The 14122-nt window shown below is 60.2% G+C and carries 16 protein-coding genes and 1 pseudogene; 4 read left to right on the top strand and 13 right to left on the bottom strand.

The features are described 5' to 3' along the window. Positions 1-204: 204 nt before the first annotated feature. Both dnaG and rpsU read right to left on the bottom strand, forming a co-directional pair. Positions 205-1950 (bottom strand): DNA primase, encoded by a 1746-nt coding sequence (gene dnaG / locus ACQUTI_RS17990; protein ID WP_048295607.1) that lies wholly within the window; start codon positions 1948-1950, stop codon positions 205-207. A gap of 111 nt (positions 1951-2061) precedes the next feature. Next, a complete protein-coding gene (gene rpsU / locus ACQUTI_RS17985) occupies positions 2062-2277 on the bottom strand; it encodes a 30S ribosomal protein S21 (protein WP_001144069.1) in 216 nt (71 codons plus the stop codon). A gap of 237 nt (positions 2278-2514) precedes the next feature. On the opposite strand from rpsU, the gene tsaD reads away from it, so the two are divergent. After that, positions 2515-3528, top strand: a complete 1014-nt coding sequence (gene tsaD, locus ACQUTI_RS17980; RefSeq protein WP_002916879.1) for a tRNA (adenosine(37)-N6)-threonylcarbamoyltransferase complex transferase subunit TsaD — start codon at positions 2515-2517, stop codon at positions 3526-3528. Between the two features lie 44 nt (positions 3529-3572). Here tsaD and ACQUTI_RS17975 read toward each other — a convergent pair whose 3' ends face one another. The 8 genes from ACQUTI_RS17975 to ACQUTI_RS17940 form a co-directional block, all read right to left on the bottom strand. After that, positions 3573-5180 (bottom strand): purine-cytosine permease family protein, encoded by a 1608-nt coding sequence (locus ACQUTI_RS17975; RefSeq protein ID WP_428923334.1) that lies wholly within the window; start codon positions 5178-5180, stop codon positions 3573-3575. A gap of 152 nt (positions 5181-5332) precedes the next feature. Further along, the gene (gene ureG, locus ACQUTI_RS17970; protein ID WP_002916877.1) at positions 5333-5950 is read right to left on the bottom strand and encodes an urease accessory protein UreG; all 618 of its coding nucleotides are present in this window, start codon (positions 5948-5950) and stop codon (positions 5333-5335) included. Positions 5951-5958: 8 nt separating this feature from the next. Further along, entirely contained in the window at positions 5959-6633 is a 675-nt protein-coding gene (locus ACQUTI_RS17965) for an urease accessory protein UreF (protein WP_004205263.1), read from the bottom strand. Position 6634: 1 nt separating this feature from the next. Continuing rightward, complete coding sequence (gene ureE / locus ACQUTI_RS17960) at positions 6635-7111, bottom strand: urease accessory protein UreE (RefSeq protein WP_017899736.1); 477 nt, start codon at positions 7109-7111, stop codon at positions 6635-6637. Between the two features lie 9 nt (positions 7112-7120). After that, positions 7121-8824, bottom strand: a complete 1704-nt coding sequence (gene ureC, locus ACQUTI_RS17955; protein WP_004205260.1) for an urease subunit alpha — start codon at positions 8822-8824, stop codon at positions 7121-7123. Then, the gene (locus tag ACQUTI_RS17950) at positions 8817-9137 is read right to left on the bottom strand and encodes an urease subunit beta (protein WP_064183227.1); all 321 of its coding nucleotides are present in this window, start codon (positions 9135-9137) and stop codon (positions 8817-8819) included. Before ACQUTI_RS17950 ends, ureC begins: the two co-directional genes overlap by 8 nt. A 9-nt stretch (positions 9138-9146) precedes the next feature. Next, positions 9147-9449 (bottom strand): urease subunit gamma, encoded by a 303-nt coding sequence (locus tag ACQUTI_RS17945; RefSeq protein ID WP_002916871.1) that lies wholly within the window; start codon positions 9447-9449, stop codon positions 9147-9149. Positions 9450-9458: 9 nt separating this feature from the next. After that, complete coding sequence (locus tag ACQUTI_RS17940) at positions 9459-10283, bottom strand: urease accessory protein UreD (protein WP_032456633.1); 825 nt, start codon at positions 10281-10283, stop codon at positions 9459-9461. Here ACQUTI_RS17940 and ACQUTI_RS17935 point away from each other — a divergent pair. Next, positions 10273-10419, top strand: a complete 147-nt coding sequence (locus ACQUTI_RS17935) for a hypothetical protein (protein ID WP_032447021.1) — start codon at positions 10273-10275, stop codon at positions 10417-10419. The two genes, ACQUTI_RS17940 and ACQUTI_RS17935, sit on opposite strands and share 11 nt — an antisense overlap. Before the next feature lie 10 nt (positions 10420-10429). Here the strand turns inward: ACQUTI_RS17935 and ACQUTI_RS17930 are convergent. Together ACQUTI_RS17930 and plsY are read right to left on the bottom strand one after the other, a co-directional pair. Further along, positions 10430-10531: pseudogene (locus ACQUTI_RS17930) on the bottom strand (hypothetical protein); the annotation flags it as partial. A gap of 149 nt (positions 10532-10680) precedes the next feature. Continuing rightward, a complete protein-coding gene (gene plsY / locus ACQUTI_RS17925) occupies positions 10681-11298 on the bottom strand; it encodes a glycerol-3-phosphate 1-O-acyltransferase PlsY (protein ID WP_004205257.1) in 618 nt (205 codons plus the stop codon). 107 nt (positions 11299-11405) lie between these two features. Here plsY and folB point away from each other — a divergent pair, with 107 nt between their 5' ends. Continuing rightward, complete coding sequence (gene folB, locus ACQUTI_RS17920; protein WP_004150923.1) at positions 11406-11789, top strand: bifunctional dihydroneopterin aldolase/7,8-dihydroneopterin epimerase; 384 nt, start codon at positions 11406-11408, stop codon at positions 11787-11789. Between the two features lie 198 nt (positions 11790-11987). Beyond that, positions 11988-12809: an undecaprenyl-diphosphate phosphatase gene (gene bacA, locus ACQUTI_RS17915; protein WP_004205255.1), complete on the top strand. Its 822-nt coding sequence runs from the start codon at positions 11988-11990 to the stop codon at positions 12807-12809. Positions 12810-12820: 11 nt separating this feature from the next. On the opposite strand, the gene ACQUTI_RS17910 is transcribed toward bacA, so the two are convergent. Then, positions 12821-14062, bottom strand: a complete 1242-nt coding sequence (locus ACQUTI_RS17910) for a multifunctional CCA addition/repair protein (protein WP_017899740.1) — start codon at positions 14060-14062, stop codon at positions 12821-12823. Positions 14063-14122: the final 60 nt, after the last annotated feature.

Raw genomic sequence — 14122 nt, 5'->3', positions numbered from 1 at the left:
CTTAATTCGTTTGATTGGTGTCGGCAGGCGGGCTGTCGACATTTAAAGCGAGGGCGTACTTATATTATTGCCGCTGCGCCTCTGCGCGGCTGTCGGGGGCTTCCCGATCGATACTCGGCACTTAAGCCGTTAAATACGGTGTCCTTCACGTTGCTCTGCGTTCTGCTGCTGCATCAATGCAACGTGAATGACTGAGTCTGTCATTTATTTTTTCGCCAGCTCCTGGCTGATGGTCCAGAGCTCCCGGCGTTCCTCACTGCTTAAACCGTGTGTGCGATCGCGAGCAATCAACTCTTCCTGTCGCAGTTCCAGCAGTGAATCAAACATATGGTTGAGCGAGTCGGTGAAGGTTTGTTCAGCGATATCTTTATCTGCTATATCGTCCCACATCGACAGTTTTTCAAGGGTTGCGGCCTCTTTTGTGCCGCGATATTGCTCTAAAAGTTGCCCGGTTGTCAGACCAGGCTGCGCCAGACAGCTCTTCACCAGCTCGCCGAACAGGCTCAGCCCCGGCATTTTGCGCGAGTCCAGCCCCTCCAGCGGTGGGACTAACGGCGCCAGATCCGGGTTTTGCACCAGCAGTCCTATCAGTATACGCATGGTCGTGCGTTTTAGCTGTGGTGCGGGGCGCGGGGCGCCATTTTCCGCCTGTTTTGGCATTAAACGTTCAAGCTGGGCGTCATCTAAAATGCCCAGCTTGTTGCCCAGCTCCTGACGCAAATAGATGCGCAGGGTTTCGCCCGGCACCTGGGTTATCAGCGGCAGCGCCAGCGTGCTCAGCTGCGCGCGCCCGTCCGGCGTGCTGAGGTCGACCTGCGGCAGCAGGCTGTTAAACAAGAACGTGGAGAGCGGCTGAGCCTGCTCCATCCGCGTCTCGAACGCCGCTTTGCCCTCTTTACGCACCAGCGTATCCGGGTCTTCGCCGTCAGGCAGAAACATAAAGCGCAGCTGGCGCCCATCGGTCATGTACGGCAGCGCCGTCTCCAGCGCGCGCCAGGCGGCATCGCGGCCGGCCCGGTCGCCGTCGTAGCAGCAGATGACGTTATTGGTCACCCGGAACAGCAGCTGGATATGATCGGCCGTGGTCGAGGTACCCAGCGAGGCGACAGCATAATTGATGTCGTACTGCGCCAGCGCCACGACGTCCATATAGCCTTCGACAACCAGCAAACGCGGTGGTTCGGGGTTGTCCTGCTGCGCTTCATACAGGCCATATAGCTGACGGCCTTTATGGAATATGTCGGTTTCCGGGGAGTTGAGATACTTCGGCAGGGCATCGCCCAGCACCCGTCCGCCAAACCCAATCACCCGGCCTCGCTTATCGCGGATGGGGAACATCACCCGTTCGCGGAAGCGGTCGTAACTGCGTCCCTGATCGTTGGTGACCAGCATGCCGGCATCAATAAGCGACTGGCGGTTTTCCTGATTGCCGCCAAAACGTTTTAAAACGTTATCCCAACCTGGGGGAGCATAGCCGATGGCAAAGCGCGTAATCACCTCGCTGCTTAACCCCCGTTTTGCCAGGTACTGGCGCGCAGGGTCGGCGGCGGGCTGCATCAGAGACTGTTGATAAAACGTATTCAGACCATCCAGTAACTGGTAGAGGTTCTGCCGTTGATGGCGCTCTATCTGGCTGGGTCCGTTGCCTGCTTCATAAGGCACTTCGAGGTTGTGCATGGCGGCCAGCTCTTCGACCGTTTCCACGAACTCGAGCTTGTCGTAGTTCATCAGGAAATCGATAGCATTGCCGTGCGCCCCGCAGCCGAAGCAGTGGTAAAACTGTTTTTCACCGTTGACGGTGAAAGAGGGGGTTTTTTCGTTATGGAACGGACAGCACGCGTGAAAATTTTTGCCCTGCTTTTTCAGCTTTACCCGCGCATCGATCAGATCGACGATGTCGGTTCTGGCAAGCAGATCGCTAATAAATACACGTGGAATTCGTCCAGCCATAAGCCCCGTTATTTCTGATGACTATAAACGAAAATAAGCCGCGCATTCCTTTCGGAAGCACGGCCTTACAACTACAACTCGGTCTGAATTGAGAGCGTCGCTCTCAACAGATTAGTACAGACGAGTACGGCGTGCGTTTTCGCGAGCCAGTTTCTTCGCGTGACGTTTCACTGCAGAAGCTTTAGCGCGCTTACGTTCGGTAGTCGGTTTTTCATAGAACTCACGACGACGAACTTCCGCCAGAACACCTGCTTTTTCGCAGGAACGCTTGAAGCGACGCAGAGCTACGTCGAACGGCTCGTTTTCACGTACTTTAATTACCGGCATGTGCCTCTCACCTTTGATTAATTCGGTTTGCCGCTGGCCGCAATGCCAGCTTATTTCAAAATGGTGCGGAATTTTACTGCAACTACTGCTGCTTTGTAAAGCACCTGCGCCTTTTTTGAAAGGGACTTTTATAAGGGTGAGGAGTATACACGAAGAGAGCACCAGGGGTGAGCAAAGTTTTACATCGCCGGTCATTGGACCTACACTGCGCGGTATTGAAGCGAGGTAAAACAACTCATGCGTGTACTGGGCATTGAAACATCCTGCGATGAAACCGGCATCGCGATTTATGACGACCAGCAAGGTCTGTTAGCCAACCAATTGTATAGTCAGGTGAAACTGCATGCGGACTACGGCGGCGTGGTGCCGGAGCTGGCATCGCGCGACCACGTGCGCAAAACGGTGCCGCTGATCCAGGCGGCGCTGAAAGAGGCCGGCCTGACGGCGAAAGATATCGACGCCGTCGCCTATACGGCGGGTCCTGGGCTGGTCGGCGCGCTGCTGGTCGGGGCGACCGTTGGCCGGTCGCTGGCCTTCGCCTGGAACGTGCCGGCGATCCCGGTACACCATATGGAAGGGCACCTGCTGGCGCCGATGCTGGAAGATAACCCGCCGGCGTTCCCGTTCGTCGCGCTGCTGGTTTCCGGCGGCCATACGCAGCTGATCAGCGTCACCGGTATCGGCCAGTACGAACTGCTGGGCGAGTCGATTGACGATGCGGCGGGCGAAGCCTTTGATAAAACCGCGAAACTGCTGGGGCTGGATTATCCCGGCGGGCCGATGCTGTCGAAAATGGCGTCCCAGGGTACTGAAGGCCGCTTCGTCTTCCCGCGTCCGATGACCGACCGTCCGGGGCTGGACTTCAGCTTCTCCGGACTGAAGACCTTCGCCGCCAACACCATTCGCAGCAACGGCGACGATGAACAAACCCGCGCCGACATCGCTCGCGCGTTTGAGGATGCGGTTGTCGATACGCTGATGATTAAATGTCGCCGCGCGCTGGAGCAAACCGGCTTTAAGCGTCTGGTGATGGCGGGAGGCGTGAGCGCCAACCGCACCCTGCGGGCGAAGCTGGCGGAGATGATGCAAAAACGCGGCGGTGAGGTATTCTACGCCCGCCCTGAGTTCTGTACCGATAACGGCGCGATGATCGCCTACGCCGGCATGGTGCGTCTGCAAACCGGCGCCAAAGCTGAGCTCGGCGTGACGGTCCGCCCGCGCTGGCCGCTGGCCGAACTACCTGCCGCCTAAAGCGTCCTGAAACAGGCCGACGTCACGTCGGCCTGCCTACCTGACTACTCCATACTTTTACACAGTGAGCAGATGGCACCCTGATGCTTATGTGAATGCATCACGTCCGGGCGCTCGTACTCTTCCTCACAGCTAACGCATTGATACACGGTGGTCGAGGCGTTCCCCGCCGCGTCATAGCGCGGTTCGGCGATCCCGTCATCCACCTGCTTAATATAGTAGCGCCCGCGGGTGAGGATCCCCATCAGCGGGGTCATGACAAAGGCGACGACCAGCGCGATCAGCGGCGAGAACGGCGCCAGCGTCGTCCCCAGCAGGCCGAAGAAAGCGCAGATCGACAGCCCGGCGGCCAGGCCAAAGGAAACCACGCCCACCGGGTTAACGTTGTAGATCATGCCGCGACGATATTCCGGCTGCGCCGGGGCCAGCTTGAGCAAGCCTTTATTAAAGGTGATGTCGGTCGCCACCACCACGACCCAGGCGATAGCGAAGTTGGAGTAAAAGCCGAGGATCCACGACAGGGCGCTGAACATATCGCCTTCCATCAGCGCCAGGGCAATCGCCAGATTGACCACCACAAAAATAATCCGCCCCGGATAGCGTTTGGTGGTGCGGGTCCAGGCGCTGGTCCACGCCAACGAGCCGGAGTAGGCATTGGTGACGTTAATTTTGATCTGCGAGATCACCACCAGCACCACCGCCAGCGTCAGGGCCAGCCAGCCGGGCACCAGATTATCGAAGACGCTGACGAACTGCTGCACCGGTTCGGTATTGTGCACCGCCGGAAAACGGGTCAATAGATAGAAGCCGAGGAAGGCGCCGATGATCTGTTTGATCGCGCCTAGCACCACCCAGCCCGGACCGGCGGAAAAGACCGCCAGCCACCAGGTTTTACGGTTCTCCGCGGTTTTAGGCGGCATAAAGCGCAGGTAATCAATTTGCTCGCCAATTTGCATGATAAGCGACAGGCATACCCCGGCGCCGAGCATGATGGCGGTGATATCCACCGTCGACGCGCTGTTTTTACCAGCGAAATGCAGGAAGCCGTCCACCAGCTGCGGATCTTTGACAATCAGCCACACCACCGGCACCACCATCAGCACCAGCCACAGTGGAGTGGTCCATACCTGCAGGCGGGTCAGGGCTTTCATGCCATAGACCACCAGCGGGAGCACCATCAGGGTGGCGATCAGATACCCCATCCACAGCGGTATCCCGAGGCCCACCAGCAGCCCCTGGGCCATGATCGAGCCTTCGAGGGCGAAGAAGATAAAGGTGAAGCCGGCAAAAATAATGCTGGTGATCACCGAGCCGAAATAGCCGAAGCCGGCGCTGCGGGTGATCAGGTCAAGGTCAATGTTGTAGCGCGCGGCGGTGATCGCCAGCGGAATGCCGGTGAGGAAGATCATCAGCGCCGCCACCAGGATCGAATAGATGGCGTTGCTGGTGCCCCAGGCCATACCGATGCTGGCGCCGATGGAAAAGTCCGCCAGATAGGCGATGCCGCCCAGCGCCGTGACCGCGACGACGCCCGGTCCCCAGCGGCGGAAGCTCAGCGGGGCGTAACGTAAGGTGTAATCTTCTAAGGTTTCCCGGGAGCCGGAAGTCCGCGCTGTCGCGGGTAATTCAGGGTTGAGATCCAGTGATGACATAGTCATTCCTTAATGGTTAGGCATGACTTGAATTAGCAAACCTTATGCCATATTGCAGGGCAGGCGTGGCGGGGAGGGGAGCGCAGGGTGATAGAAGAGAGAGCAGGGGTTGCACCATCCGGACGCGTCTGCGCCCGGCTGGTGCAACAGGCCTATTTGCCGAGCATGCCTTTGTCTTCGAGGAAGGCGATAATGGTGCTCAGGCCGTCTCCCTGCTTCAGATTGGTGAAGGTCCACGGGCGATCGCCGCGCATACGCTGGGTATCGCTGGCCATCACCTCCAGCGAAGCGCCGACATAGGGGGCAAGGTCGGTTTTATTGATCACCAGAAAATCGGATTTGGTGATCCCCGGCCCGCCTTTGCGCGGGATCTTCTCCCCTTCGGCCACGTCAATGACGTAGATGGTCAGATCCGCCAGCTCCGGGCTGAAGGTGGCGCTCAGGTTATCGCCGCCGCTTTCCACGAAGATAAGGTCGAGGTTACCGAACTTTTCACTCAGCGCTTCCACGGCGGCGAGGTTCATCGAGGCATCTTCGCGGATCGCTGTGTGCGGGCAGCCGCCGGTTTCTACACCGACAATGCGTTCAGGGGCCAGCGCGCCCGCTTCGGTGAGGATGCGCTGATCTTCTTTGGTATAGATGTCGTTAGTGACCACCGCCAGCTGCCAGGTATCGCGCATCGCTTTGCACAGCGCTTCCAGCAGGGCGGTTTTACCAGAGCCGACCGGGCCGCCGACGCCGACGCGCAGCGGGTGTTTATAAGAATTCATGGCTTCTCCTAGGAACGGAATAATCGGGAGTATTGGGTTTCATGCCGGGCAGAGGCGATGGCGGCGAGCGGCGTGGCCGATCCGATATCGCCGTCCGGCGCGGCCAGTGCGCGGGGCATCGCCGCTGCATAGTGGTCGCAAAGACGTAAAATGAGCTGCTGGGCGGCCTGCTGGCCGAAGGGCACCAGCTTGACGCCGGCCATTACGGCGCTCTCAATCCAGCTGTAGCCCAGGCTTAAGGCCATCTCGGGCAGCGCGATGCGCCAGCGCACGCCGAGCCAGGCCATCCCGGCGAGCTGGCTTTGCTGGCACAGCGTGCGCCACGGCGGCGGACAGTCCGGCTGCCAGTCGCCCAGCAGGCGGGCAAACGCCGCGCCGCGGTTGCGCTCTTCCTCCCGCAGTTCACGGGTCTCCCGGCAGGCCAGCAGATAAGCCGTCCAGCGCCGGGCCGCGGCGATATCGCCTTGGTCGCAGGCGCGGTACAGGCGGGCGAACAGCGGCAGGTCAACGGTAAAAAAGCCTTCCGTCATCTGCCGTCGCTGCCAGCGCTCGAAGGCCGCGACGTCCGGCACCCAGCCGGCTTCCACAGCCCACTCCAGCCCCTGGGACCAGCTGTAACCTCCTACCGGCAGGTTGCTGCTGGCCAGCTGCATCAGCCGCAGGCGTTGTTCCGCTGTCGACATGCTAGTGGCTGTGAGCGTGGTGGTCATGATGAGCATGATGATGACCGTGGCTTTCGCTGGCGTAAGCGCCGGCTTCCGGCTCGAACGGCAGCTGGCCAAAGGTCACCGTCAGGCCGAACTGGCGCAGCATATCGTCCAGCACGTGATCGTGATGGTAGCGCAGCTCGCCTGGCATAATCTGCAGCGGTACGTGACGGTTGCCGAGGTGATAGCAGGCCTTCGCCAGCATAAACGGGTCGTCGCAGCGCACCACCGACACCCCTTCATCAGCGGCAATCACCTGCACAAATTCGGTGCCGTCTTCGTTACTCAGCACATCGCCGCCGCGCAGCAGCAGGCCGCGGGGCAGCAGCAGACCGGCTTCCCGGCCATCGTTGAGGGTGACTTTTACCCGGCTTTTGACGCGAACATCAATCGGCAGCGTAACGCTGGCGGTCGCGGCGGCGGGGGTCTCCAGACGTTGAGTTAAATAAAGCATCCGCACTCCTTAAAACAGAAAATAACGTTGCGCCATCGGCAGAACCTCTGCCGGCTCGCTGGTGATGAGTTCGCCATCCACCCGCACCTCATAGGTCTGCGCGTCGACGGTGATGTTAGGCTGCAGGCTGTTGTGCACCATGTCGGCTTTCTGCACCGTGCGGCAGCCTTTCACCACGGCAATCGCGCTGCGCAGGTTCAGCCGCTCGGCTACGCCATGGTCCGCCGCTGCCTGCGACAGGAAGGTGAGGCGGCAGTGATGGCGGGCGCTGCCCAGCGCGCCAAACATCGGACGGTAGTGTACCGGCTGCGGGGTCGGAATAGAGGCATTGATATCGCCCATCGGCGCGATGGCGATCATGCCGCCCTTGATCACGGTGGCCGGTTTCACGCCGAAGAAGGCAGGCGACCAGACCACCAGGTCCGCCAGCTTACCCACCTCAATGGAGCCGACTTCGTGCGCGATGCCGTGGGTCAGCGCCGGGTTGATGGTGTATTTGGCGATGTAGCGCTTCACGCGGAAGTTGTCGTTATCCCCGGTCTCCTCCGCCAGCGCGCCGCGCTGCACCTTCATGCGGTGCGCCACCTGCCAGGTGCGGAGAACCACTTCTCCGACGCGGCCCATGGCCTGCGAATCGGAGGAGGTGAGCGAGAAGGCGCCAAGGTCGTGCAGCACGTCTTCTGCGGCGATGGTTTCCCGGCGAATGCGCGACTCGGCAAAGGCCACGTCCTCGGCGATGTCCGGGTCCAGATGGTGGCAGACCATCAGCATATCGAGATGTTCGTCGATGGTGTTGAGGGTGTAGGGCAGCGTTGGGTTGGTGGAGGACGGCAAAATGTTCGGGTGGGCGCAGGCGGTGATGATGTCCGGCGCATGGCCGCCGCCGGCCCCTTCGGTATGGAAGGTGTGGATGGTGCGCCCGCCGATGGCGGCGAGGGTATCTTCCACAAAACCGGACTCATTGAGGGTGTCGCTGTGCAGGGCGACCTGAATATCCATCTCATCGGCGACGGTTAATGCGCAGTCGATCGCCGCCGGGGTGGCGCCCCAGTCCTCATGGATCTTCAGGCCAATAACGCCCGCCGCCACCTGCTCGCGTAGAGCGTCCGGCTGAGAAACGTTGCCCTTGCCCAACAGGCCGACATTAACCGGCAGGCTGTCGGCCGCCTGCAGCATGCGTGAGATATACCAAGGCCCCGGGGTGCAGGTGGTGGCATGGGTACCCGCCGCCGGGCCGGTGCCGCCGCCGACCATGGTGGTCACGCCGGAGACCAGCGCCTCTTCCGCCTGCTGCGGACAGATCCAGTGAATATGGGTATCGATCCCGCCGGCGGTGACGATTTTTCCTTCGGCGGCAATCACTTCCGTCGCGGCGCCGATGGGGATGGTGACGTTGGGCTGGATGTCGGGGTTGCCGGCTTTGCCGATGGCGAAGATCCGGCCGTCCTTCACGCCGATATCGGCCTTAACGATGCCCCAGTGATCGACGATCAGCGCGTTGGTGAGCACCAGGTCAACACAGTCGGCGGCCAGCATCTGTCCCTGGCCCATCCCGTCGCGGATCACTTTGCCGCCGCCGAATTTGACCTCTTCCCCGTAGGTGGTCAAATCGTCCTCCACCTCGATCCACAGCTCGGTGTCGGCCAGGCGCACCTTATCGCCGACGGTGGGGCCGAACATGTCGGCATAGGCCTGGCGTGAAATATTACTCATCGTTTGCCTCCAGTGGGCCCATGACTTCGCTGCGGAAGCCGAAGACGGCGCGGTGACCGGCGAAGGCCACCAGCTCAATCTCGCGTTTCTGGCCAGGTTCAAAGCGTACCGCCGTGCCGGCCGGGATATTCAGGCGATAGCCGGTGGCCTGCTGACGGTCGAACTTCAGCGCCGGGTTGACCTCGGCGAAATGGTAGTGCGAACCGACCTGAATCGGCCGATCGCCGTGGTTTTCAACGACCACGCGACAGGTCGCCCGGCCGGTGTTGAGGGCTATCTGGCCGGGCTTAACGTGATATTCACCAGGGATCATGGCGCTGCCTCAGATAATCGGGTTGTGAACGGTGACCAGCTTCGAGCCGTCCGGGAAGGTGGCTTCGACCTGGATATCCGGGATCATTTCCGGGACGCCTTCCATCACCTGCTCGCGGGTCAGGACGTGACGACCTTCCTCCATTAGCGAGGCCACGCTTTTGCCGTCGCGGGCGCCTTCCATAATAAAGGCGCTGATCAGGGCCACGGATTCCGGATAGTTGAGCTTCAGGCCGCGGGCCAGGCGGCGTTCCGCCACCAGCGCGGCGGTAAACAGCAACAGCTTGTCTTTTTCTCGGGGGGTCAGTTCCATAACGTTCTCTTAAGTCAGCCAGATTCGGGGGAGTACGGGGGACTTGCCGGTGAGATGAGGACGCAGAAACTGCCAGACGTCGCGCATCACCTGCTGGCAAATCAGATTATCGTCACTGAGGAAGCGCACCGTCAGTAGGTGGTCGGTCAAGCTGGCGCCGGCGTAGAGGCCGAGCGGCGCCAGCGCGTCGCGCACCCCGTCGAGCAGGGCATCGGTTGCCGGATAGCACAGCAGCGTGCCGACCCAGGGACGTCCAGCGATGCTGGAGAGCTCTCCCTCCTGCAGGTGCAGGCGCTCGACCAGCAGCGGCTCATTGTCCACCCATACCTCCAGCCGGTTGCTGAGGGTGCCGTGGCTGAAGGTTTCGCCGATCACCGGGCGGCCAAGGCAGAGCAGATCCCAGGCCAGCAGGGTGCTGGAGGCACACAGGTGAAAGGTGGTGGACAGTCGGGCGTTCGCCCCGGGAAAGAAGATGGCATCCTGCGGGAGCCACTCCAGGGTCGCCTGCGGGGCGAGGGTCAACTGCTGGCGCAAAAGCGCTTGCGCGCCGCTGCTGCGGTAAAACTTGCTGGCGCCAGGCATGGTGATCAGGGTATGGCAGCCGGGATCAAGGTGGGCGCTAATCGTCAGTTCATCACCGCCGACGATGCCGCCGGGGGGGTGAAGCAGATAGAGGTGACAGGTCTCTTCTTCCGGGTAAAACGGGCGCTGGACGGTCAGCGGGCCGACGTGTTGGGCGCTGGCGAGAACGGTCTTGCCGCCGGCCTGCTGAAAGCGCAGATCCAGCGTGGCCTGCCAGCCTTTTTTGAGTGGTGGTAACACGGTGCCGTGCAATGTTGCGCCCCTGCAAAATCAAGATAAAACAGCAGCAATGAGTATTGATCGGCGGGAGATTATCCCGGTCATACGAAACGCTTATGTCATCTGTTACCCGCAGCGTCGCATTGGGCGCAAGGGGAAAGCGGCATAACCGCTCCGGATTATTCACCCGGATAATCATTGCCGTCAATATCCTGATCCGCTGCCTGGCCGCTGCGGAAAAGGCGCCAGCGGGGGGGACGCCGCGCCGCTGGTCGCTGGCGTGATTTTTGCTGAGGGTCACCGCTAACGCATTGTTACAAAAGAGGGATGTGGTGAAGATCGCCAATCATGACGACGTAAGGCGAAAAGGCGGGTGAGACAGGTAAATAGAAGCGGCGATCCCTCCGGCTGGCGGGGCCGGGAGGGGAGATTACTTCTCTTCTGGCGTTTTTTTCTTCTTCACACGCGTCCAGATTTTGCTCTCCTGGCGGCGCCACAGACGCTGAATGTTGTCGTGATGGCGCAGGAGGATCAGGCAGGAGAGCATCGACACCGGGAAGGTGTACTGCGGTTTAAACCACCAGACGTAGAACGGAGCGATCAGCGCGCTGACGATAGCGCCAAGGGAAGAGTAACCGCTGAGCAGGATGGTCAGCAGCCAGGTCCCGGCCATCACGCCGGTCAGGTCGAGGCCGATGGGGGCGATAGCGCCGAAGGCCGTGGCGACGCCTTTACCGCCGCGGAAATGAAAGAAAACCGGCCAGATATGGCCCACGCAGGCGGCAATCGCCACTAAACCCAGCCAGAACGGCGTCAGGCCCAGCGCCCAGGCGCCCCATACCGGCAGCATGCCCTTCAGCACATCAAAAATAAGTACCGCTACGGCCGCCCCTTTTCCGCCAATTCGTAGTACGTTAGTGGCCCCGGGGTTGCCTGAGCCGCTGTCGCGTGGGTCGGGCAGGCCAGCAAGGCGACATACCAGAATGGCGCTGGAAATGGAGCCGCAGAGGTAGGCGAGGAGTACCAGTCCAGGCGCGATTGCACTCATAACGCTGTTCCGTTTTGAAAATGTCGTTGTATTCTCTGCATCTGTGGATAATACGCATAATTCGCCGGAAGTGGTATCCGGTTTAGCTAAAAAGCAGGCAGGGCGTGATGGATATTGTATTTATAGAGCAACTTTCGGTAATCACCACCATTGGTGTTTATGACTGGGAACAAACCATTGAGCAGAAGCTGGTGTTCGATATCGAAATTGCATGGGATAACCGCAAGGCGGCCGCCAGCGATGATGTCAGCGATTGCCTCAGCTATGCTGATATCAGCGAGCGCGTCATCGCGCATGTTGAGGGGGGAAAATTCGCGTTAGTGGAGCGGGTGGCGGAAGAGGTGGCCGACCTGCTGCTGGAGACATTCCAGTCGCCATGGGTGCGCATTAAAGTCAGCAAACCTGGCGCCGTGGCTCGCGCGGCAAACGTCGGGGTGATTATTGAACGTGGCCTTAATCTGAAACAAAACTTTTCAGGTCATACTTGTTAAACAAATTGCGTTTATACCGGTCATAGCATCCGGTCATCAGGCAATTTTACTGGCGATCTTCTACCAGAACGGCAGGCGAATCCTTGTGTACGCCGTGTATGCTGCGGATTGTGCGCCCTCTGGCAGTCGGGTTGTGCCTGTTGAACGATACCGTGTTCCTGGTTTTTTTCATTTTACTTTTTTAAAGGGTTTAATTGGATGAGCGATATACACTCGCTGCTGGTGGCGGCAATATTGGGTGTGGTTGAGGGGTTGACAGAGTTTTTACCTGTTTCCAGTACCGGTCATATGATTATTGTTGGTCACCTGCTGGGGTTTGAAGGTGATACGGCAAATACCTTTGAAGTGGTTATTCAGCTAGGCTCGATACTCGCCGTGGTGGTCATGTTCTGGCGTCGCCTGTTCGGCCTGATCGGCATCCATTTCGGCAGGCCGCCGGAGCACGAAGGCAAAGGCAGCGGTCGCTTGTCGCTTATCCATATCCTTCTCGGCATGATCCCCGCGGTGGTAATGGGGCTTATTTTCCACGACACCATTAAGTCTTTGTTTAACCCGGTAAACGTGATGTACGCCCTGATTGTCGGCGGTGTGCTGTTAATTGCGGCGGAAGTGCTGAAGCCGAAACAGCCGCGCGCGGTCGGGATTGACGATATGACCTATCGTCAGGCGTTCGTTATCGGCTGCTTCCAGTGCCTGGCGCTGTGGCCGGGCTTCTCCCGCTCAGGGGCGACCATCTCCGGCGGCATGCTGATGGGCGTCAGCCGCTACGCGGCGTCGGAATTCTCATTCCTGCTGGCGGTACCGATGATGATGGGCGCCACGGTGCTGGACGTCTACAAGAGCATCGGCTTCCTCAACATGGGCGATGTCCCGATGTTTGCCGTCGGCTTCGTGATGGCGTTTATCGTGGCGCTGATTGCGATTAAAACCTTCCTGCAGCTGATCAAACGGATCTCGTTCATTCCGTTCGCTATCTACCGCTTTATCGTCGCGGCAGCGGTTTACGTGGTCTTCTTCTAAGGCCTGCGCCCTCAGCCTTGCGGCTGGGGGCAACGCTGTTCCTTCCACTGCGCCACCGCCGCAATTCTCCGCCGCGTCAGCTCCTCGCGAATTTCCGCCCCTTTAAACCCCGCCGCCACCACCTCTTTGGTGGAGACCGACCGCGCCACTTCCCAGGCCTCTAATAGCAGGCGCCCCTGCGGATAATCGCTAGCCTCGAAACCGGTGCGCCCGCGAACGTCGGCTTCGCTGGTGAGGGCGATCTGCTGCACGCGCTGCGGTTTACGCCAGGCGTCAATGCTGTCGAAGAGTTTGACGAGGGTTTTCGGCTGCAGGATCGGCAGGGTGTGGATCAGATCATGATACTCCGCCACCAGTTTCGCGAGATCGCGGATATCGTTCGGCACCCGCAGACGCGCGCAGAGCTGCTCCACCAGCTTGACTCCCGCCGGGCCATGGCCGTGGTGACGCGGCCAGAGCGCTTTCGGCGTCAGCCCTTTGCCGAGGTCATGGCATAGGGTGGCGAAGCGCACATCGACGTCCGGCGACAGCATCGCGGCCATCGTGACGGTCATCAGGGTGTGCAGGCCGGTGTCGATTTCCGGGTGCCATTTGGCCGGGGCCGGCACGCCGTACAGGGCGTCAATCTCCGGGAACAGCACCTTGAGGGCCTGGCAGTCGCGCAGCGTCTGAAAAAAGACCTGCGGGTTGCGGGTGGTCAACGCGCTTTCCGTCTCTTTCCACACCCGCTCCGGCGTTAAATGGGCCAGTTCGCCGGCCTCAACCATGGCGGCCATCAGGGTCTGGGTCTCTTCGGCAATGCGAAAACCGAGATGGGCATAGCGGGCGGCAAAGCGCGCCACGCGCAGCACGCGCAGCGGATCTTCGCTAAAGGCAGGGGAGACATGGCGCAGCAGACGCTGGCGGAGATCGTTTTGTCCGCCGTAGGGGTCGATAATTGCGCCGTCGGCGTCCTGGGCGAGGGCGTTGACCGTCAGGTCACGGCGCAGCAGATCCGCTTCGAGGGTGACGTCCGGGGCGGCATAGCAGGTAAAACCGGTATAGCCTGCGCCGGATTTGCGCTCGGTGCGGGCCAGGGCATACTCTTCCCGGCTTTGCGGATGAAGGAACACGGGAAAGTCGCGGCCTACCTGCTGATAGCCCGCGTCAAGCATCTGTTGCGGGGTGGCGCCCACCACCACCCAGTCTCGGTCTTTGACCGGCAGTCCTAACAGCGCGTCGCGCACCGCACCGCCGACCAGATAACTCTTCACGCCTGATTCTCCCGTATCTGTTTTTTGCAAGATGATACGTAAGTCTGGCAGAGAAGACGA

It is taken from the genome of Klebsiella sp. 7-CIP_Kleb. (assembly GCF_050378655.1).
Lineage (GTDB): Bacteria > Pseudomonadota > Gammaproteobacteria > Enterobacterales > Enterobacteriaceae > Klebsiella > Klebsiella quasipneumoniae.
This window is presented reverse-complemented; position numbering and strand designations above follow the sequence as displayed.